Origin of the sequence: Streptomyces sp. NBC_00299 (assembly GCF_036173045.1) — a bacterium.
GTDB lineage: Bacteria > Actinomycetota > Actinomycetes > Streptomycetales > Streptomycetaceae > Streptomyces > Streptomyces machairae.
In genome coordinates this window covers 6,094,765-6,114,802 of record NZ_CP108039.1, presented here as the reverse complement: position 1 = coordinate 6,114,802, position 20,038 = coordinate 6,094,765, and the positions used below count along the sequence as shown (strand labels likewise).

Sequence of the window (20,038 nt, the reverse complement as noted above, 5' to 3'; positions counted from 1 at the left end):
AAATGGGGCCGTCCGCGATGCGGACGGCCCCGACGCCAGGCGTCAGTGGTTGCGCTCGGCGTCAGTGGTTGCGCGGGAACCCGAGGTCGACGCCGGAGGGGGCGTCGGCCGGGTCGGGCCAGCGGGTGGTGACGACCTTGCCGCGGGTGTAGAAGTGCGTGCCGTCGTTGCCGTAGATGTGGTGGTCGCCGAAGAGCGAGTCCTTCCAGCCGCCGAAGCTGTGGTAGCCGACGGGGACCGGGATCGGGACGTTCACGCCGACCATGCCGGCTTCGATCTCCAGCTGGAAGCGGCGGGCGGCGCCGCCGTCCCGGGTGAAGATCGCGGTGCCGTTGCCGAAGGGCGAGGCGTTGATCAGCGCCACGCCGTCCTCGTACGTCTCGGCGCGCAGCACGCACAGGACCGGGCCGAAGATCTCGTCCTGGTACGCCTTCGCGTTGGTCGGCACCTTGTCGAGCAGGGAGATGCCGATCCAGTGGCCGTCCTCGAAGCCGTCGACCGTGTAGCCGGTGCCGTCGAGGACGACCTCGCAGCCCTCGGCCGCCGCGCCCTCGACGTAGGACGCCACCTTGTCGCGGTGCACGGCCGTGATCAGCGGGCCCATCTCGGACGTCGGGTCGTTGCCGGGGCCGATCTTGATCTTCTCGGCGCGCTCGCGGATCTTCTCCACCAGCTCGTCGCCGATGGCGCCGACCGCGACGACCGCGGAGATGGCCATGCAGCGCTCGCCCGCGGAGCCGTAGGCGGCCGACACGGCGGCGTCGGCGGCCGCGTCGAGGTCGGCGTCCGGGAGGACCAGCATGTGGTTCTTGGCGCCGCCCAGGGCCTGGACGCGCTTGTGGTTCGCGGAGGCGGTGGTGTGGATGTAGCGGGCGATCGGGGTCGAGCCGACGAAGGAGACGGCCTTGACGTCCGGGTGCTCAAGGAGGCGGTCGACGGCCACCTTGTCGCCGTGCACGACGTTGAAGACGCCGTCCGGGAGACCGGCCTCCGCCAGCAGCTCGGCGATCTTGATCGACGCCGACGGGTCCTTCTCGGACGGCTTCAGCACGAAGGTGTTGCCGCACGCGATGGCCATCGGGAACATCCACATCGGGACCATCGCCGGGAAGTTGAACGGCGTGATGCCCGCGACGACACCCAGCGGCTGCCGGATCGAGGAGACGTCCACGCGGCTCGCGACCTGCGTCGACAGTTCACCCTTCAGCTGCACGTTGATGCCGCACGCGAGGTCGACGATCTCCAGGCCGCGCGCCACCTCACCGAGGGCGTCGGAGTGCACCTTGCCGTGCTCGGCGGTGATCAGCTCGGCGATCGCGTCGCGGTTGGCGTCCAGCAGCGCCCGGAACTTGAACAGGATCGAGGTGCGCTGGGCCAGCGACGACTGGCCCCAGGTCAGGTAGGCCTCCTTGGCGGCGGCGACCGCGGCGTCCACCTCGTCGACCGAGGCGAACGCGACCTTCGTGGTGACCGCGCCGGTCGCCGGGTCGGTGACCGGCCCGAACGTGCCCGACGCGCCTTCGGCGATCTTGCCGCCGATCCAGTGGTTGACGATCTTCGTCATGCCCAGTAACTCCTTCACAGATGGCGGCGTCGGGTCGAGACGTGCCGTTCGTACAGCTCCCGTGCCTTGACCGCCGACGGTCGGGTCGCGGTCTCGGCCACAGGAACATCCCACCAGGCATGCGCCGGCGGCGGGCCCGACACAGTGTCTGCCGTTTCGGTCTCGACGTAGACACATGTGGGTGTGTCCGCCGCGCGCGCCTCGGTGAGCGCCTCGCGCAGGTCACGTACGGTCTTCGCGCGCAGCACCCGCATGCCCAGGCCGGCCACGTTGGCGGCCAGGTCGACGGGGAGCGGGGCACCCGTGAAAGTGCCGTCGGCCGCACGATGGCGGTACGCGGTGCCGAAGCGCTCGGCACCCGTCTCCTCCGACAGGCCTCCGATGGACGCGTACCCGTGGTTCTGCACCAGCAACACCTTGATCGCGACGCCCTCCTGCACGGCGGTCACGATCTCCGTCGGCATCATCAGATAGGTGCCGTCGCCGACCAGCGCCCAGACATTGCGCTCGGGCGCGGCCATCTTCACGCCGATCGCGGCCGGGATCTCGTAGCCCATGCAGGAGTAGCCGTACTCCACGTGGTACTGGTCCCGGGAGCGGGCCCGCCACAGTTTGTGCAGGTCGCCGGGGAGGGAACCGGCCGCGTTGATGATCACGTCCGACTCGTCGACGATCGCGTCCAGCGCGCCGAGGACCTGCGGCTGCGTCGGCCGTACGTCCGGCTCGTCGGCCTCGTAGCAGGCGTCGACGCGCTGCTCCCAGCGCTCCTTGTCCTCGGTGTACTCGGTGACGTAGGAGCCGGCGACCCGGTGGTCGTGCATCTCCAGCCTCTCGGTCAGCTCCTCCAGGCCGGTACGGGCGTCCGCGATCAGCGGCATGCCGGCGAGTTTGTGGCCGTCGTAGGGCGCGATGTTGAGGTTGAGGAAGCGCACGCCCTCGCCGGTGAAGAGGGTGCCGGAAGCGGTGGTGAAGTCGGTGTAGCGGGTGCCGACGCCGATCACCAGGTCCGCGGTGCGGGCGAGTTCGTCGGCGGTGGCGGTGCCGGTGTGGCCCACTCCCCCGACGTCCTGGGGGTGGTCGTGGCGCAGGGAGCCCTTGCCGGCCTGCGTGGAGGCGACCGGGATGCGGGTGACCTCGGCGAACTCGGCGAGGGCCTCCTCCGCGCGGCTGTGGTGGACGCCGCCGCCTGCGATGACGAGGGGACGCCGGGCGTCGCGGATCACGCGTACCGCCTCGGCGAGTTCGGTGGGGTCGGCGCCCGGACGCCGTACGGCCCAGACGCGCTCGGCGAAGAACTCGTCCGGCCAGTCGTACGCCTCGGCCTGGACGTCCTGCGGCAGTGCGAGGGTGACCGCGCCCGTCTCGACGGGGTCCGTGAGCACCCGCATGGCATGGAGGGCCGACGGGATCAGGGCCTCGGGCCGGGTGATCCGGTCGAAGTACTTCGACACCGGGCGCAGACAGTCGTTCACCGACATATCGCCCGCGCACGGCACTTCGAGCTGCTGGAGGACCGGGTCGGCGGGACGGGTGGCGAAGATGTCGCCGGGGAGGAGCAGCACCGGGAGGTGGTTGATGGTCGCGAGGGCGGCGCCGGTGACGAGGTTGGTCGCGCCGGGACCGATGGACGTGGTCACGGCGTGCGTGGAGAGGCGGTTCGACTGGCGGGCGTAACCGACCGCCGCGTGCACCATCGCCTGTTCGTTGCGGCCCTGGTGGTACGGCATGAACTCGCCGTACTCGACGAGCGCCTGGCCGATCCCGGCGACGTTGCCGTGGCCGAAGATGCCCCAGGTGGCGCCGATCAGCCGCTGTCGTACGCCGTCACGCTCGGTGTACTGGGCGGACAGGAAGCGGACGAGCGCCTGCGCGACCGTGAGCCTCGTCGTTGAGGTCATCGGTAACCCCCTGTGCCTTCTGCGTGGTCCGGATGGAAGCAGATCCGCCACTCCTGTACGGCTCCGCCGCCCCCTATGACTCGACGGCCCGCACCGCACCTCAGGTGATCAACACCGTTGCGAAACCGTCTCCTTCGGCCATCAGGCCGAGTTCGCGCCTTGCGGGCTCGGCGCTGGACGCACACGGCACGCCACAGCCGGTGGCGACCGCGCTGCAGGCCCGAAGCTCTGCCATGGGGCGGGTGACGTAGTACATGTCGTGGCCGCGAAGGCTCTTCGACAAAGACCTCCGGCGCGGGGCCGTAGCGGGCGGGGAGTCTTCGCTCGCACTTCGCTCCTGCCAAAGCAAAGCGGCCACCCGCGCCGGAGGCGATCTGTGCCCGGGCGTCACGGGACACGTAGGCGAAGTCGGTGACTCCACTGAATACGCTGTCCCGGCCCAGGAGTTGGTACTTCTCGTTCTCGATGTCCACGGTGCATCCACCGTTCAGCGGAAGCACGATCCATTCACTGTCCCCGGTGGTGAACAGGTGCGTGCCACCGGGCTCCAACTCCACGATCCGCAGGTTGCTGTGGGTCCCGTTGCCCGTCCCGGCGTGCGGCCCGTCGTTCGTCCCGTTGTGCGGCTCGTGGTTCGTCATAAGGCCCTCACAGCAGTCCTACGGCGGTGTCGACGGCGCCGGCCACGTCCCCGTCCGCCGGGTAGAGCAGCGAGCGTCCGACCACCAGGCCCCGCACGGTGGGCAGTTGGAGTGCACCGCGCCACTTCTCGTATGCCCCGGCTTGTTCCTCGATGGAGCCGCCGACCTCACCGCCGAGCAGAACCGCCGGCAGCGTGGAGGTCTGCATGACCTCGGCCATGTCGTCGGGGTTCTCGGTGACCGGGAGCTTCAGCCAGGTGTACGCGGAGGTGCCGCCGAGACCGGAGGCGATCGCGATGGACTTGGTGACAGCTTCGGCGGACAGGTCGTTGGCGACCTTGCCCTCCGGGGTGCGGTGGCTGATGAACGGCTCCACGAAGACCGGGAGTTGACGTGCCGCCATCTCGTCGACGGCGCGGGCGGTGGACTCCAGGGTGGTCAGGGAGCCCGGGTCGTCGTAGTCGATCCGCAGGAGCAGCTTGCCGGCGTCGAAGCCGAGGCGCTGGATGTCCTCGGGGCGGTGGCCGGTGAAGCGGTCGTCGAGCTCGAAGCTCGCGCCCTGGAGGCCGCCGCGGTTCATGGATCCCATGACGACCTTGCCGTCGAGGGCGCCGAGCAGCAGCAGGTCGTCGAGGATGTCGGCGGTCGCGAGGACACCGTCGACGCCGGGGCGACGGAGCGCAAGGCAGAGGCGTTCCAGCAGGTCGGCGCGGTTGGCCATGGCGAGTTTGCGGTCGCCGACACCGAGGGCGCCGCGGGCCGGGTGGTCGGCGGCGACGATCATCAGCCGGCCGGAGTCGCCGAGCAGCGGGCGACGGGTGCGACGGGCGGCCGCCTCCGCGATCGCCTCGGGGCGCTGGGTGCGCAGGCGGACGAGTTCCCCGATGTCGACGCTCACTTGACGGCCCCCGCGGTGATCGCGGCCTCGATCTCGTCCGGCGTCGGCATCGCGGAGGAACACTCCAGGCGGGAGGCGACGATGGCACCGGCCGCGTTGGCGTGCCGCATGATCTTCTCCAGGTCCCAGCCTTCGAGCAGGCCGTGGCAGAGGGAACCGCCGAAGGCGTCACCGGCGCCGAGGCCGTTGAGTACGTTCACGGGCAGCGGCGGCACCTCGGCCTGGTCGCCCTTGCTGTTGACGGCGAGGACGCCCTTGGGGCCCTGCTTGACGACCGCGACCTCGACACCGGCGTCCAGCAGCGCCCGGGCCGCGGCATGCGGCTCGCGCACGCCGGTCGCGACCTCCACCTCGTCGAGATTGCCGACGGCGACGGTGGTGTGCTTCAGGGCCTCGGCGTAGAAGGGGCGGGCCGTGGCGGGGCCGCTCCCGGCTGTGTCCCTCCAAAACATGGGGCGCCAGTCGAGGTCGAAGACCGTCGTACCGGACTTGGCGCGATGGGCGAGCGCCGCCAGCGTCGCCGTACGGCTGGGCTCCTCGCTCAGGCCGGTGCCGGTGACCCAGAAGATACGGGCGTCACGGATGGCGTCGAGGTCCAGCTCGTGGGCGTCGATCTCCAGGTCCGGGGCCTTGGGCTGCCGGTAGAAGTACAGCGGGAAGTCGTCCGGCGGGAAGATCTCGCAGAAGGTGACCGGGGTCGGCAGGCCGGGGACCGGGGTGACCCAGCGGTCGTCGACGCCGAAGCCCTTCAAGGCCTCGTGGAGGTAGGTGCCGAAGGGGTCGTCGCCGGTGCGGGTGATCACCGCGGTACGGCGTCCCAGGCGGGCCGCGGCGACCGCGACATTGCTCGCCGAGCCGCCGAGGAACTTGCCGAAGGACGTGACCTGCGGCAGCGGGACGCCGGTCTGCAGGGGGTAGAGGTCCACTCCGATCCGCCCCATGGTGATCAAGTCGTACGCCATCGGCTTCCCTCGGTCTCCCTTGCAGCGGCGCTTCTGTCAGCGTTGCGCTTCGGCTCTCTTCGGCTTTCTAGCCTGACCGGGGAGGGCTGTCAATATTTTGTCCGGACATTCGAACGAGCCCCTCCGGGGAGAGGCGGGGCGCCTAGACGTCTGCCGGGTTCTGCGGCAGCAGGCGTTGGCTGTCAATGTGCCGCGCCCTGTACGACTCTGGTGCCTTTGCAGCACTCGTGTCACAAAGGCACCTTCCCTGTCACACATGTCGCATGTACGCAGGTCTTGCGTCACACCCGGTGCACAGGCACTGTCCCCTTCTCACGGTGCGTCGTTGACGGGGGCACAGGCTTTGTGATCGCCAGCGCAGCGCACGGTCCCCCCGACGACCGCCCCCGGTCGCCGCCGCGGCGCGCGCAGGGAGGTGCAACCGATGACCGACCGAAGGCTCTGGTCCTACAAGGAGATCGCGGCTCACATCAAGGTGCAGCCGGACACCGTACGGTCCTACCGCAAGCACGGTTTGCTGCCGCCGCCCGACCATGTGGAGAGCGGCAAGCCCTTCTGGTACGCCGACACCGTCCGGGCGTGGGTCGCATCCCGCCCGGGCAACCGCGGGCGCAGATTGGATTGACCTCCCGGGAAGTCGTCCTCCCGGAAAAAATCGGCTGTGCCCCCACCGCCCTGTGGGGCACAGTCGCCCCATGAGTTTCTCCGTCAAACCCACCCTGACCGGCGGCAGGACCGTGCTCCGCCCGTTCACCGAGGCGGACGCCGAGGGGATGTGGGAGATCATCGGCGATCCGGAGGTCCGGAGCTTCACCGGGGATCCGCCCGACGAGCTCACCCCGCAGCGGCTGCGCTCCTGGTACGGCACCCGCTCCGACCAGCCCGACCGCCTCGACCTCGCCGTCACCGACCGCGCCACCGGCGAACTCGTCGGTGAGGTCGTGCTGTACGAGTGGGATCCCGCCGCCCGCAGCTGCACCTTCCGCACGCTGATCGGACCGCGCGGCCGAGGCCGGGGCCTGGGCACCGAGGCCACCCGGCTCATCGTCGGTCATGGCTTCGAGCAACTGGGGCTGCACCGGATCCAGTTGGAGGCGTATGCCTACAACCTCCGTGCCCTGCACGTCTACGAGAAGGTCGGATTCGTGGTCGAGGGGATCCGGCGGGAGATCGAACTACGGGACGGCGCATGGGTCGACGAGGTGCTGATGGCTCTCCTCGACCACCAGTGGGCCGCGCTCAACTCCGCGGACCTCAACGCCGACCATCCCGGCTCCACCAGTCCCAGCTCCACCCATCCCGGCTCCAGGAATCTCAGCTCCACGGCTCGATGACCGTCACCCCCGCCCCCGGCGCCGTCCCGAGCGCTGTCAGTGCCGACGGCGCCGCGTCCAGCGTGATCGTCGACGTCACCAGCAGATCGGGCCGCAACGCGCCCGACCGCACCAGCTCCAGCATCGGCGGGTAGGTGTGCGCGGCCATGCCGTGGCTGCCCAGCAGTTCGAGTTCGAGGGCGATCGCGCGGGCCAGGGGGACGGGGGTCGTGCCGGACTCCGAGGGGAGCAGGCCGACCTGGATGTGCCGGCCCCTGCCGCGCAGGCTGTTGACGGAGGCGGCGCAGGTGGTGGGTGAGCCGAGGGCGTCCAGGGAGAGGTGGGCACCGCCACCGGTCAGGGCGTGGATCGCTGCCGCCGTGTCCGGTGTGCTCAAGGCGTCCACGCACTGCGCCGCCCCGAACTTCCGTGCCAGGTCCAGGGCCTGCGGTGAGACGTCCACCGCGACGACCCTCGCACCCGACGCCGCCGCGATCATCACCGCCGACAGGCCGACCCCGCCGCAGCCGTGCACGGCGACCCACTCTCCCGCCGCCACCCTGCCCTGCTGCACGACCGCCCGGAACGCCGTGGCGAACCGGCAGCCCAGCGAGGCCGCCGTCGCGAACGACATCTCCTCGGGTACGGCGACGAGGTTGACGTCGGCGTGGTCCAGCGCCACGTACTGGGCGAAGGAGCCCCAGTGGGTGAAGCCGGGCTGGGTCTGCCGCTCGCAGATTTGCTGGTCGCCGGCTGCACACGCCGCGCAGCTGCCGCAGGCGCACACGAACGGCACGGTGACCCGGTCGCCGGGGCGCCAGGCGGTCACCCGGTCCCCCACCGCCTCGATCACGCCGGCGAGTTCATGGCCCGGCACATGCGGCAGCAGGATGTCGGGGTCGTGGCCCTGCCAGCCGTGCCAGTCACTGCGGCACAGCCCCGTCGCCTCGACCCGCACGGTCACTCCATGGGGGGCCGGGTGCGGGTCGGGCACCTCACGCACCTCGGCCGCTTCGCCGTACCGCTCGAACACCACTGCCCGCATGCCGGTCTCCTTTCGGCCGCGCCCCTTGCACGGAGATCGTCCAGGAACGCTAGACGCCCCACCGAGTGTGCGATATGGCACCCACGCCCGCTGGGAGGTCAGCGGTGCGCGCTCACCTTGTCCCGCTCCTCAGCGGGCTCGGCCGCCGGCGCCGGCGTCGGTTCGTCGCCCGACTCGCTGACTCCGAACCGCTCGTGGAAGCGCCGCAGCGGTCCCGGAGCCCACCAGGTGGCCCGGCCGGTGAGACGCATGACCGCCGGGACCAGCAGGCTGCGGACGATCATCGCGTCCATCAGCACCGCCAGGGCGATGCCGAGGCCGAGCATCTTGGTGTTGGTCACCCGCGAGGTGCCTATCGCGACCATCACGACCGCGAGGATCACGGCAGCCGCGGTGATCAGTCCTCCGGTGCGCTGCAGACCGTGGCGGACCGCCTGGTCGTGGTCGCCCGTCGTGTCGTACTCCTCCTTGATGCGGGACAGCAGGAACACGCCGTAGTCCATCGACAGGCCGAACGCGACGCAGAACATCAGCACCGGGAGGGTCGTCTCTATCGAGCCGGGGGTGGTGAAGCCGAGCAGGCCGGAGAGATGGCCGTCCTGGAAGATCCAGACCACCGCGCCGAACATCGCCGTCAGGCTCAGCGCGTTGAGCAACACCGCCTGGATCGGGATCAGCACGCTGCCCGTCAGCAGGAACACCAGCAACAGGGTGACGATCGCGATGAAGGCGGCGGCCAGGGGCAGGCGCTCGGCTATCGCGTCCTTGGAGTCGACCAGGACCGCGGCCGCGCCGGTCACCTTGGTGTCGAACGGGGCCTTCGTGGCGCGCAGTTCGTCCACCAGGCGCTGGGCCGGGTCGTCGACCGCCTCGCCCTTCGGGAGCACGGTGAAGTACGCCGAGTCGTCCCGCACCAGCGGCCCGTCGACCCGGAGCACCTCCGGAAGAGCGGCGATCCGCTGCTTGTAGTCGGCGTACTGCGCCTGCGTCGCGCGTCCCTCGGCGAGCACCTCCAGGCCGCCGCCGGGGCTGCCCGGGAAGCCGTCGCGGATGTGCTGCTGCACGACATGGGACTCGGCGCTCGACGGCAACTGGCGGTCGTCGGCGGTGCCGAACTTCACGCCCAGGAAGGGCAGCCCGAGAAGGACCAGCACGGCGGTGGTGCCCAGGGCGAAGAAGGGGGCGCGGCGCATGACAAGGTTCGCCGTGCGGGCCCAGGCCTTGCCTTCCGAGGCGCTGGTCGGGCCGGCGCTGGACGGGCCGGTCGTGCCTGGCGTGCCCGATGTGACGGACGGGCCAGAGGTGCCGGGCTCCAGAGTGGCCGCCTTCGGGTCCTGCTGCCCGCTCGCGCGCCGACCGCGGCGGAACAGGCGGCGCAGATCCAGGGAGTTGACCCGGTGGCCGAGCAGGACCAGTGCCGCGGGGAGGAGGATCAGCGCGGCGGCCGCGGCCAGCAGCACCACCGCGATCCCGGCGTAGGCGAAGGACCGCAGGAAGTACTGCGGGAAGAGCAGCATCGCCGCGAGGGACACCGCGACCGTGAGGGCCGAGAAGAGGACGGTGCGGCCGGCCGTGCGCAGGGTCGTGCCGACCGCGGTCAACGGTTCGGCGCCGGTGGTGAGTTCCTCGCGGAAGCGCCGGACGATGAAGAGGGCGTAGTCGACGGCCAGGCCCAGCCCCAGGGCCGTGGTGAGGTTCATCGCGAAGACCGAGACGTCGGTGACCTCGGTGAGGCCGCGCAGCACAGCGTTCGTGCCGAGAATGGCCACGATGCCGATGCCGAGCGGCAGCAGGGCCGCGACCGCGCTGCCGAAGACCATCACCAGCAGCACCAGCGTGACCGGCAGGGCGATCACCTCAGCCCGGATCAGGTCCTCCTGGATGATCGTCTGCATCTCGTGACGCACCGCGACCGGTCCGCCGACGCTGACGTCCACCGGGCCGTGCGCACCCCGGAACTCGGGCGCGATGCGGTCCAGGGTCTCCCCCGCCGCCTTCTCGTCGCCGGTGATGCGGGCGGCGATCAACGCCTCATGGCCGTCCTCGGCGCGCAGGGCGGGAGCCGCCGAGGGGTCCGCCTGCCAGTACGAACCGATTCCCGTGATCCCCTTCTCGCCGGCCAGGCGCGCGACGATCCGCCGCGCCTCCGCGGCGACCGCGGGGTCGTCCACCGAGGCGTCCCCCGCGTCCACGAGGAGCAGGAGGTTGGGCTGGGAGGCGGGGAACTCGCGCTCCAGCGCCTTGGTCGCGTACGTCGACTCGGCGTGCGGGTCCTCCCAGCCGCCGCTGCCCAGCCGGTCGGCGACGCCGCTGCCCGCCAGCACGGCGAGCGCGGTGATCACCAGGGCCACGAGCAGCGACAATCGGGGGCGTGCCGTCACGAAACGGGTCCAGCCTCCGACGCGGGGCGGCCTGTTGACTTCGGTCATGGTGCGGTGTCCCCTTCACACTGATCCATGCTGTGCGCCGCCCGGGCAGCATGAAGCCGTCACTGCCATAGACTGACAAACACGAGAGATCGCTCGCGTTTCTCAAGAATGCGAGCGACCGCTCGCGTTTGTCAATCGCGTTCGGAGAACTGGGGATAACGCGTGTCCGCCAACCGGGAGAAGGACGACCAGGTCCAGCAGGAGAAGGAGCAGCCGCGCCGCCGCCAGGCCCGCGGCGAGCGCCGCATCGCCCAGCTGCTCGAAGCCGCGGCCACCGTCTTCACCACCACCGGCTACACGGCCGCCAGCACCAACGCCATCGCCCGCGAGGCAGGCGTGTCACCGGGCACGCTGTACCAGTTCTTCCCGAACAAGGAAGCGATCGCGATCGAGCTGGGCGACCGCCTCATGCACGAGATGCGCGAGACGTACGGCGAGGCACTCGCCCCGGTCGGCCCCGCGACTCCCCTGGACGAGGCCGTCGGCTCGGCCGTCGACCGGTTCATCGCCTTCAACTGCGAGCATCCGGTGTTCTTCGCGCTCATGCACGGCCCCGACATCCCCGGCCGCATCGCCGAGGAGCACGACGCCCTGCACGCGACCCTGCTGTCCCGGATCGAGGACCTGCTGTCCTCGTTCCTGCCCGATGCCGTCCCGGCCGACCTCACCCGGACCGCCCATATGTGCCTGGGCATGTACAAGGTGGGTCTGGAGCTGGTTCTCGGCCACGAGGGCGCCGAGCGCGACGCCTACGTCCAGGAGCTGAAGAACGCCCTGATCCGCTACCTCGACCCGCTGGTGGGCGACCGGCCCGGCCGCCCCGACCCGGCCCGAACGGCGACGTGACGCAGCTCTGCTGCAAGGTACGCATAGATCAGCTCCGGAGTACGAGGACCCCCGCCTCGACCCACTGTCCGTCGCCCGGCGCCGACCCGCATCCCGGGACGATGACGCCGGACGCACTCATGTTCGGCCACACCTCGGGTGGTTCGTGCCGCATCCTCGAGTGTCTCGCGCCGTACCGTCAGGCGCCGACCCCCCCTTGGGCAAATACCCCGCAGGGGTATACCTTGGAGATGCGGGACCCCCCTGGGCCCCCACAGCCCCACAGACCCACAGCCCCACAGACCCACAGCCCCACAGACCCACCCGCCCTACAGTCCCACCGGCCCCACAGCCCCACCTGCCTCGACGAGGAGATCCACATGACCGCCCACACCGACACCCCGGGTTCCGTCACCGCCGTCTACAAGGTGAGCGGCATGAGCTGCGGACACTGCGAGGGCGCCGTCTCCGGCGAGCTCGCCGAACTCCCCGGTGTCAGCTCGGTGAAGGCCGTCGCCTCCACCGGCGAGGTCACGGTCGTCTCCGCGGCCCCGCTGGACGAGGAGGCCGTACGCGCGGCCGTCGACGAGGCGGGCTTCGAGCTGGTCGGCAAGGCCTGAGCCTGGCCATGACCCGCGCCACCGACCAACCTCCGATAACCGAGGCACCGGGCGCGCCCGCGACGGCCGCCGCCTCGCAGGTCGAGCTGCTCATCGGCGGGATGACCTGCGCCTCCTGCGCGGCCCGCGTCGAGAAGAAGCTCAACCGCATGGACGGCGTGACCGCCACGGTGAACTACGCGACGGAGAAAGCGAAGGTCAGCTTCCCGGCGGGCATCCAGGTCGCCGACCTGATCGCCACCGTGGAGCGGACGGGCTACACGGCCGAGGAGCCGGCTCCCCCGGAACCCACGCCCGACGAGCCCCCGGAAGACGCCGAGCTGACCGGCTACCGCCGGCGTCTGACCGTCTCCGCCGTGCTCGCCGTTCCCGTCATCCTGCTGTCGATGATCCCGGCCCTGCAGTTCGACAACTGGCAGTGGCTCGCGCTCACCCTCGCCTCGCCTGTCGTCGTCTGGGGCGGACTGCCCTTCCACCGGGCGGCGTTCACGAACGCCCGGCACGGCGCGGCGACCATGGACACGTTGATCTCGATGGGCACCCTTGCGGCCTACGGCTGGTCGCTGTGGGCGCTGTTCCTGGGCGACGCGGGCATGCCCGGCATGCACGACACCTTCGAGTTCACCGTCTCCCGTGTGGACGGCGCCTCGCAGATCTACCTCGAAGTGGCCGCCGGGGTCGTCACCTTCATCCTCCTCGGCCGCTACCTGGAGGCCCGTTCCAAGCGCCGCGCGGGAGCGGCACTGCGGGCCCTCATGGAGCTCGGCGCGAAGGATGTCGCCGTACTGCGCGACGGACGCGAGGTCCGCGTCCCGGTCGGCCGGCTCGCGGTCGGCGACCGGTTCGTCGTGCGGCCCGGCGAGAAGATCGCCACCGACGGCACCGTCGTCGAGGGCTCCTCCGCGGTGGACGCCGCCCTGCTGACCGGCGAGTCCGTGCCGGTGGACGTGACCGTCGGCGACGCGGTCACCGGGGCGACGGTCAACGCGGGCGGGCGGCTCGTCGTCGAGGCGACCCGGGTCGGCGCAGACACGCAGCTCGCCCGGATGGCGAAGCTGGTGGAGGACGCACAGAACGGCAAGGCCGAGGTGCAGCGGCTCGCCGACCGGATCTCCGCGGTGTTCGTACCGGCGGTCATCCTCCTCGCGGTCGCCACGTTCGGCGCGTGGCTCGGCCTCACCGACGACACGGTCGCGGCCTTCACCGCGGCCGTCGCCGTACTGATCATCGCCTGCCCGTGCGCCCTGGGCCTCGCCACGCCCACGGCCCTCATGGTCGGCACAGGGCGCGGCGCCCAGCTCGGCATCCTGATCAAGGGCCCCGAGGTGCTGGAGTCCACCCGCCGGGTCGACACCGTCGTCCTGGACAAGACCGGCACGGTCACCACCGGCCGCATGAGCCTCCAGGCGGTGTACGCCGCCGAGCGCGCCGACGAGGACGAGGTGCTGCGGCTCGCGGGCGCCGTGGAGCACGCCTCCGAGCATCCCGTCGCCCGGGCGGTCGCCGCGGGCGCGGAGCAGCGCGTCGGGCGGCTGCCGCAGGTCGAGGGGTTCGAGAACGTGCCCGGGCGAGGCGTACGCGGGCGCGTGGAGGGCCGTGACGTGGTCGTGGGGCGCCTCTACGACGTGCTGCCCATCGGGCTGGCCCGCGCCAAGGAAGAGGCCGAGAGAGGCGGTCGTACGGCCGTCGTGGTCGGGTGGGACGGGGCGGCCCGCGGTGTCGTCGCCGTCGCGGACGCGGTGAAGCAGTCCAGCGCCGAGGCGGTGCGGGAGCTGCGCGCGCTGGGGCTCACCCCGATGCTGCTGACCGGGGACAACCGGGCGGTCGCGGAGGCGGTGGCGGACGCGGTCGGTATCGGTGCCGATCAGGTGATCGCGGAGGTCCTGCCCGAGGACAAGGTCGAGGCCGTGCGGCGGCTGCGGCGCGAGGGGCGCTGCGTGGCCATGGTGGGCGACGGCGTCAACGACGCGGCCGCGCTTGCCACCGCCGATCTGGGTCTTGCCATGGGGACGGGGACGGACGCGGCGATCGAGGCGAGCGATCTGACGCTGGTGCGCGGTGATCTGCGGGTGGCGGCGGACGCCATCCGGCTGTCGCGGCGGACGCTCGCCACGATCAAGGGCAACCTCGTGTGGGCCTTCGGGTACAACGTCGCCGCGTTGCCGCTGGCCGCGGCGGGGTTGCTGAATCCGATGCTCGCGGGGGCCGCGATGGCCTTTTCGTCGGTTTTCGTGGTGTCGAACAGCCTGCGACTTCGGACTTTTCGGTGAAGGCTACGGACTTTTCGACGAAGTCCGAGTAAGAACCCCTCTGGAGTCCGGCGCCAGGCTCACATAAGCTCTTCACAAGACTCGCGCATCGTCCTTACGCTTGGGTCCCGATCGGCATATCGGGGCTCTTGCGTATCTAACGGACATATGCAAGAGACGCAGATCACAGTGATGTGAACGTAACCATCGAAGGGGTTCGACGGTCTAAGTTGACGATGTCAGGCAGCGTCTTGGGGGGCGTTGGTTGGCATCTGAGGATGTCTTGGGGGACTTCCTCAGAGTTGCGTTGCCGGGGCACGTACGTCGGGAAGCTTTGAGCGGCCCTCCCGACCGTGCGCTGTCCCGGCAGACCGCACACAGCAGTAGTACGGCGAGTTCCGCTCGTTTTGCTCAACTGCACGGCAGTAACACAGCGATTCAGGCGCTGTTCTCTCAGACGCCCGGCCGGATCCCGTGGGGGGAATCCGCACCGGGACATGGGAAGGCGCCCTGGACGTCGGCCCGTGGGGGGACCGCCGCCAGGGCGCCTTCTGCTATCCGCACCCGCCCGGAACGAGTCGCGCTCAGGGCTCTGCATACGAGACCCGAGTGACCGGGCGCCAAAAGCGCCGCGCCCCTCGTCGGCAGATGCCGACCCCCCGGCCCGCAACACAGCCGCGCCCGCCCCAGCCACAACGGACCGTGGCTACGCCACCGCCCGTCGGCCACTCACCCAAGGACGGGCTCCGGTACACGCCGACGACCAGCCTCCCGAGCGCCCAAGCCCAGACCAGGGCGACAGCACGCGGAGGAACACCGAGAAGCGCACCGCCAGGGGCCTTCCGGCCGTACGCGCCCCCAGATCCCCTCCGACCGAAGCCGTGTGCAGGGCTCCGCATGCGCGATCCGGACGACCGGGCGCCGAGAAGCGTCGCGCCGCTCACCGGCAGGCACTGCCCCTCTCCCCCCGCAACCGACCGTAACTACGCCGCCGTCGGCCAGGCAGAGGAACGGCTCTCGTACCCGCCACCTCCCGACAAGCCACCTATGGCACCCCACGCCCGACACGGCGCACCGAGAATGATCGCCGCACGCACAAGAGCCCCACGCCCGACCGAAGTCGCGCGCAGGGCTCTGCATACGGGATCCGTGTGACGGCGCCGGTGATCGCGGCGCCCCACCGGCAGGTGTCAGCGCTCCTCGACCGGGACGAAGTCGCGCTCGACCACGCCCGTGTAGATCTGGCGCGGGCGGCCGATGCGGGAACCCGGTTCCTTGATCATCTCGTGCCACTGGGCGATCCAGCCCGGGAGGCGGCCGAGGGCGAACAGGACCGTGAACATCTCGGTCGGGAAGCCCATGGCCCGGTAGATCAGGCCGGTGTAGAAGTCGACGTTCGGGTAGAGGTTGCGCGAGACGAAGTACTCGTCGGAGAGCGCGTGCTCCTCCAGCTTCAGGGCGATGTCCAGCAGCTCGTCGGACTTGCCGAGGGCGGAGAGGACGTCGTGTGCCGCCGCCTTGATGATCTTCGCGCGCGGGTCGAAGGACTTGTACACCCGGTGGCCGAAGCCCATCAGGCGGACGCCGTCCTCCTTGTTCTTCACCTTGCGGATGAAGGAGTCGACATCGCCGCCGTTGGTCTGGATGCCCTCGAGCATCTCCAGGACGGACTGGTTGGCGCCGCCGTGCAGCGGGCCCCAGAGGGCGGAGATGCCGGCCGAGATCGACGCGAACATGTTCGCCTGCGACGAGCCCACCAGGCGGACCGTCGACGTGGAGCAGTTCTGCTCGTGGTCGGCGTGCAGGATGAGGAGCTTGTCGAGGGCGGAGACCACGACCGGGTCCAGCTCGAACTCCTGGGCCGGGACCGAGAAGGTCATGCGCAGGAAGTTCTCGACGTAACCGAGGTCGTTGCGCGGGTAGACGAACGGGTGACCGATCGACTTCTTGTACGCGTACGCCGCGATCGTCGGAAGCTTGGCGAGCAGGCGGATCGTGGAGAGGTTGCGCTGACGCTCGTCGAACGGGTTGTGGCTGTCCTGGTAGAACGTGGACAGCGCCGAGACGACCGACGACAGCATGGCCATCGGGTGGGCGTCGCGCGGGAAGCCCTTGTAGAAGTTCTTGACGTCCTCGTGCAGCAGCGTGTGCTGCGTGATCTCGTTCTTGAACGTCGAGAGCTCGTCGACGGTGGGCAGCTCACCGTTGATCAGCAGGTAGGCCACCTCCAGGAAGGTGGAGCGCTCGGCCAGCTGCTCGATCGGGTAGCCGCGGTACCGGAGGATCCCCTGCTCGCCGTCGAGGTAGGTGATGGCGGATTTATAGGCGGCGGTGTTGCCATATCCGCTGTCCAGCGTCACCAGACCGGTCTGGGCGCGGAGTTTGCCGATGTCAAAGCCCTTGTCGCCGACGGTGCTGTCAATCACCGGGTAGGTGTACTCGCCGTCGCCGTACCGCAGTACTACAGAGTTGTCGCTCACGTCTTCCCTCACCGACGTTGTGCCTCATCTTCGAGGTTGCCCTGACTGTCTCTACCCTCCCCCATTCGGCTCAGGAGAGTGCACTCGGGGTCGACCATTGGGCCTATTGGCGGCACTGAGTGCCGCCAACCTGTCATCCTGCCCCCTGTTTTCCCCATCTGGAAGGGCTCTGTGACCTTCACGACTCGTTTGATCGATCATTTTTTTCGACGTCTCACGAACCGCCAGGTCAGAAGCGTGCTCTGCGACGGGTCGAAAGCAGGTTCAGGAGCCCGCCAGCCGGAAGTCGAGCGCCGTGCAGCGCCGCCCCGCCGACACCGTCCGCACCGCCTGGCCGATCGCCTTGCGCGAACCGACGAGGACGACCAACTGCTTCGCCCGGGTCACCGCCGTGTACAGCAGATTCCGCTGCAGCATCATCCATGCTCCGGTGGTGACGGGGATCACCACTGCGGGATATTCACTTCCCTGTGAACGGTGGATGGTCACCGCGTACGCATGCGCCAGTTCGTCCAGTTCGTCGAATTCGTACGGAACCTCCTCGTCCTCGTCCGTCAGCACCGTGAGGCGCTGGTCGACCGGGTCGAGCGAGGTGACCACGCCCACGGTGCCGTTGAAGACGCCGTTCTTCCCTTTTTCGTAATTGTTGCGAATCTGGGTGACCTTGTCGCCGACGCGGAAGACCCGGCCGCCGAACCGCTTCTCCGCGAGATCGGGGCGCCCGGGCGTGATGGCCTGCTGGAGCAGGCCGTTCAGCGTGCCCGCGCCCGCTGGGCCCCGGTGCATGGGAGCCAGGACCTGGACGTCCCGGCGTGGATCGAGGCCGAACTTGGCCGGAACCCGACGGGCCGCCACATCCACCGTGAGCCGGCCGGCCTCCTCCGTGTCGTCCTCGACGAAGAGGAAGAAGTCCTTCATGCCGTCGGTGACGGGGTGCTGCCCGGCGTTGATCCGGTGTGCGTTCGTCACCACCCCCGACTGCTGGGCCTGGCGGAACACGCGCGTGAGGCGGACGGCCGGGATGGGGCCGCCGTCGGCGAGCAGGTCCCTGAGAACCTCCCCCGCCCCGACGCTGGGCAGTTGGTCGACATCGCCCACGAAGAGCAGGTGCGCGCCCGGCGGTACGGCCTTCACCAGCTTGTTGGCGAGCAGCAGATCCAGCATGGACGCCTCGTCGACCACCACCAGGTCGGCCTGGAGCGGACGGTCCTTGTCGTACGCCGCGTCGCCACCGGGCTTGAGCTCCAGGAGGCGGTGGACGGTGGAGGCCTCGGCTCCGGTCAGCTCGGCCAGGCGCTTGGCGGCACGGCCGGTGGGGGCGGCCAGTACGACCCTGGCCTTCTTCGCGCGGGCCAGCTCCACGATCGAGCGGACCGTGAAGGACTTGCCGCAGCCGGGGCCGCCGGTGAGGACGGCGACCTTCTTCGTCAGCGCCAGCTTGACGGCGGCCTCCTGCTCGGGGGCGAGGTCCGTGCCCGTACGGCCCTTCAGCCAGCCCAGCGCCTTGTCCCAGGCCACCTCGTGGAAGCCCGGCATCCGGTCCTCGTCGGTGCGCAGCAGGCGCAACAGCTGGGCGGAGAGGGAGAGTTCGGCCCGGTGGAAGGGGACGAGGTAGACGGCCGTCACGGGCTCCGAGTGGCCGTCCGGACCGGGCACCTTCTCCCGTACGACACCGGGGTCGCCGCCCTCCTCCGGGACCTGGGCGAGTTCGGCCAGGCACTCGATGACGAGCCCCGTGTCGACCTGGAGCAGCTTCACCGCGTCCGCGATCAGGCGCTCCTCGGGGAGGTAGCAGTTGCCCTGGTCGGTGGCCTGCGACAGCGCGTACTGCAGTCCTGCCTTGACCCGCTCCGGGCTGTCGTGCGGGATGCCGACGGACTGGGCGATCTTGTCGGCGGTGAGGAAGCCGATGCCCCAGACGTCGGCCGCCAGCCGGTAGGGCTGGTTCTTCACGACCGAGATCGAGGCGTCGCCGTACTTCTTGTAGATCCGCACGGCGATGGAGGTGGACACCTCGACGGTCTGGAGGAAGAGCATGACCTCCTTGATCGCCTTTTGTTCCTCCCAGGCGTCGGCGATCTTCTTCGTCCGCTTCGGTCCGAGGCCGGGGACCTCGATGAGCCGCTTGGGCTCCTCCTCGATGATCTTCAGGGTGTCCAGGCCGAAGTGCTGGGTGATCCGGTCGGCGAAGACCGGGCCGATGCCCTTGACCAGGCCGGAGCCGAGGTAGCGGCGGATGCCCTGGACGGTGGCCGGCAGGAGGGTCGTGTAGTTCTCGACGGTGAACTGCTTGCCGTACTGGGGGTGGGAGCCCCAACGGCCCTCCATCCGCAGGGATTCACCGACCTGGGCGCCGAGCAGCGCACCCACGACCGTGAGGAGGTCGCCGCCGCCTCTGCCGGTGTCGACGCGGGCGACCGTGTAGCCGGTCTCCTCATTGGCGTACGTGATCCGCTCCAGGACGCCTTCGAGCACCGCCAGCCGCCGCTCGCCCGTGGAAGTCCCCGCCTGATTGGACATGATCCGACGCTACCGGTCGGGTACGACAACGCGGGGCGGCTGTGGACAGCGCGGGAAGACCGTGGACCGCGGCCGGCAGCCGTCACCCGGCCTGTGACCTCACGTGGTCGATGACCCGCCGGAAGTCCTCGGTGGGCGAGAACTCGACGAACTCGCAGTCCGCCACGGCCACCGGGACATGGCCGGGCCCCCAGTAGTAGGCCTGGCCCGCCTCGTAGTACTCCGCGCCCGCGGGCGTCAGCATCCGCAGCCGGCCCTTGAGCAGGTAACCCCAGTGCGGGCACGGGCAGGCGTCACCTTCGAGGCCCTTGAGGGCGGGGCCCATGTCCGTGCCCTCCGGCAGGCTGATGTAGCTCACGGACATGCCGCCGCCGATCTCCTCGGTGCGCACCTCCACGCCGTCGCCACCAAGGACGACGGGCACCTCGTCGCGAGTCGCTGCCGTCATGATCCCTCCACTCCGGCCCGCACGGGGCCTGGGGAAACGCCCCCGCACTTCCAGCGTGAACCGCCCCGCGGCCCGCCGCGACAGCGCAGGGCCGACATCACGATCCGGTTTCGGGATGTGGTTGAGGGGTTGATTAACGGCCGTGT

Annotated in this window: 15 protein-coding genes; 5 read left to right on the top strand and 10 right to left on the bottom strand. The window is 70.1% G+C overall.

The window, feature by feature from the left end; translation table 11 throughout:
* Positions 1-61 precede the first annotated feature (61 nt).
* From mmsA to iolC, 5 genes are read right to left on the bottom strand one after another with little or no spacing between them, the layout of a single operon-like run.
* Positions 62-1,564 carry a CoA-acylating methylmalonate-semialdehyde dehydrogenase gene (gene mmsA, locus OHT51_RS27220; RefSeq protein WP_328881542.1) on the bottom strand — a complete coding sequence of 501 codons (1,503 nt, stop codon included), beginning with the start codon at positions 1,562-1,564 and terminating at the stop codon, positions 62-64.
* Between the two features lie 14 nt (positions 1,565-1,578).
* A complete protein-coding gene (gene iolD, locus OHT51_RS27215; protein ID WP_328881541.1) occupies positions 1,579-3,462 on the bottom strand; it encodes a 3D-(3,5/4)-trihydroxycyclohexane-1,2-dione acylhydrolase (decyclizing) in 1,884 nt (627 codons plus the stop codon).
* Positions 3,459-4,103, bottom strand: coding sequence for a 5-deoxy-glucuronate isomerase (locus OHT51_RS43390; protein WP_443052569.1), 645 nt, complete (start codon positions 4,101-4,103; stop codon positions 3,459-3,461). The genes iolD and OHT51_RS43390 overlap by 4 nt, the downstream gene beginning before the upstream one ends.
* A 7-nt stretch (positions 4,104-4,110) precedes the next feature.
* Complete coding sequence (locus tag OHT51_RS27205; protein ID WP_328881540.1) at positions 4,111-5,001, bottom strand: Cgl0159 family (beta/alpha)8-fold protein; 891 nt, start codon at positions 4,999-5,001, stop codon at positions 4,111-4,113.
* A complete protein-coding gene (gene iolC / locus OHT51_RS27200) occupies positions 4,998-5,963 on the bottom strand; it encodes a 5-dehydro-2-deoxygluconokinase (RefSeq protein WP_328881539.1) in 966 nt (321 codons plus the stop codon). The genes OHT51_RS27205 and iolC overlap by 4 nt, the downstream gene beginning before the upstream one ends.
* A 424-nt stretch (positions 5,964-6,387) precedes the next feature.
* Here iolC and OHT51_RS27195 point away from each other — a divergent pair, with 424 nt between their 5' ends.
* Both OHT51_RS27195 and OHT51_RS27190 read left to right on the top strand, forming a co-directional pair.
* On the top strand, positions 6,388-6,588 hold the full coding sequence (locus tag OHT51_RS27195; protein WP_328881538.1) for a helix-turn-helix transcriptional regulator: 201 nt from the start codon (positions 6,388-6,390) through the stop codon (positions 6,586-6,588).
* 70 nt (positions 6,589-6,658) lie between these two features.
* Positions 6,659-7,297 carry a GNAT family N-acetyltransferase gene (locus OHT51_RS27190; protein ID WP_328881537.1) on the top strand — a complete coding sequence of 213 codons (639 nt, stop codon included), beginning with the start codon at positions 6,659-6,661 and terminating at the stop codon, positions 7,295-7,297.
* On the opposite strand, the gene OHT51_RS27185 is transcribed toward OHT51_RS27190, so the two are convergent.
* Both OHT51_RS27185 and OHT51_RS27180 read right to left on the bottom strand, forming a co-directional pair.
* On the bottom strand, positions 7,278-8,321 hold the full coding sequence (locus OHT51_RS27185) for a zinc-dependent alcohol dehydrogenase family protein (protein WP_328881536.1): 1,044 nt from the start codon (positions 8,319-8,321) through the stop codon (positions 7,278-7,280). The genes OHT51_RS27190 and OHT51_RS27185 overlap by 20 nt on opposite strands.
* A gap of 98 nt (positions 8,322-8,419) precedes the next feature.
* On the bottom strand, positions 8,420-10,750 hold the full coding sequence (locus OHT51_RS27180) for an MMPL family transporter (protein WP_328881535.1): 2,331 nt from the start codon (positions 10,748-10,750) through the stop codon (positions 8,420-8,422).
* A 162-nt stretch (positions 10,751-10,912) separates the two neighbouring features.
* On the opposite strand from OHT51_RS27180, the gene OHT51_RS27175 reads away from it, so the two are divergent.
* From OHT51_RS27175 to OHT51_RS27165, 3 genes are all read left to right on the top strand, one after another.
* On the top strand, positions 10,913-11,596 hold the full coding sequence (locus OHT51_RS27175; RefSeq protein WP_328881534.1) for a TetR/AcrR family transcriptional regulator: 684 nt from the start codon (positions 10,913-10,915) through the stop codon (positions 11,594-11,596).
* 359 nt (positions 11,597-11,955) lie between these two features.
* The gene (locus tag OHT51_RS27170; RefSeq protein WP_328881533.1) at positions 11,956-12,195 is read left to right on the top strand and encodes a heavy-metal-associated domain-containing protein; all 240 of its coding nucleotides are present in this window, start codon (positions 11,956-11,958) and stop codon (positions 12,193-12,195) included.
* An 8-nt stretch (positions 12,196-12,203) separates the two neighbouring features.
* Positions 12,204-14,465 carry a heavy metal translocating P-type ATPase gene (locus OHT51_RS27165; protein WP_328881532.1) on the top strand — a complete coding sequence of 754 codons (2,262 nt, stop codon included), beginning with the start codon at positions 12,204-12,206 and terminating at the stop codon, positions 14,463-14,465.
* A 1,169-nt stretch (positions 14,466-15,634) separates the two neighbouring features.
* Here OHT51_RS27165 and OHT51_RS27160 read toward each other — a convergent pair.
* The 3 genes from OHT51_RS27160 to OHT51_RS27150 all read right to left on the bottom strand — a co-directional run bounded on the left by OHT51_RS27160 (position 15,635) and on the right by OHT51_RS27150 (position 19,892).
* Positions 15,635-16,924, bottom strand: coding sequence for a citrate synthase (locus OHT51_RS27160; protein ID WP_328881531.1), 1,290 nt, complete (start codon positions 16,922-16,924; stop codon positions 15,635-15,637).
* A gap of 264 nt (positions 16,925-17,188) precedes the next feature.
* The gene (recD2, locus tag OHT51_RS27155) at positions 17,189-19,444 is read right to left on the bottom strand and encodes an SF1B family DNA helicase RecD2 (RefSeq protein ID WP_328881530.1); all 2,256 of its coding nucleotides are present in this window, start codon (positions 19,442-19,444) and stop codon (positions 17,189-17,191) included.
* An 82-nt stretch (positions 19,445-19,526) separates the two neighbouring features.
* Positions 19,527-19,892 (bottom strand): hypothetical protein, encoded by a 366-nt coding sequence (locus tag OHT51_RS27150; RefSeq protein ID WP_328881529.1) that lies wholly within the window; start codon positions 19,890-19,892, stop codon positions 19,527-19,529.
* Between the last annotated feature and the right edge of the window lie 146 nt (positions 19,893-20,038).

Coding starts and splice junctions, on each gene's coding strand:
- mmsA (WP_328881542.1), bottom strand. CDS start 1,564: ATGACGAAGATCGTCAACCACTGGATCGGCGGCAAGATCGCCGAAGGC.
- iolD (WP_328881541.1), bottom strand. CDS start 3,462: ATGACCTCAACGACGAGGCTCACGGTCGCGCAGGCGCTCGTCCGCTTC.
- OHT51_RS43390 (WP_443052569.1), bottom strand. CDS start 4,103: ATGACGAACCACGAGCCGCACAACGGGACGAACGACGGGCCGCACGCC.
- iolC (WP_328881539.1), bottom strand. CDS start 5,963: ATGGCGTACGACTTGATCACCATGGGGCGGATCGGAGTGGACCTCTAC.
- OHT51_RS27195 (WP_328881538.1), top strand. CDS start 6,388: ATGACCGACCGAAGGCTCTGGTCCTACAAGGAGATCGCGGCTCACATC.
- OHT51_RS27190 (WP_328881537.1), top strand. CDS start 6,659: ATGAGTTTCTCCGTCAAACCCACCCTGACCGGCGGCAGGACCGTGCTC.
- OHT51_RS27185 (WP_328881536.1), bottom strand. CDS start 8,321: ATGCGGGCAGTGGTGTTCGAGCGGTACGGCGAAGCGGCCGAGGTGCGT.
- OHT51_RS27180 (WP_328881535.1), bottom strand. CDS start 10,750: ATGACCGAAGTCAACAGGCCGCCCCGCGTCGGAGGCTGGACCCGTTTC.
- OHT51_RS27170 (WP_328881533.1), top strand. CDS start 11,956: ATGACCGCCCACACCGACACCCCGGGTTCCGTCACCGCCGTCTACAAG.
- OHT51_RS27165 (WP_328881532.1), top strand. CDS start 12,204: ATGACCCGCGCCACCGACCAACCTCCGATAACCGAGGCACCGGGCGCG.
- recD2 (WP_328881530.1), bottom strand. CDS start 19,444: ATGTCCAATCAGGCGGGGACTTCCACGGGCGAGCGGCGGCTGGCGGTG.
- OHT51_RS27150 (WP_328881529.1), bottom strand. CDS start 19,892: ATGACGGCAGCGACTCGCGACGAGGTGCCCGTCGTCCTTGGTGGCGAC.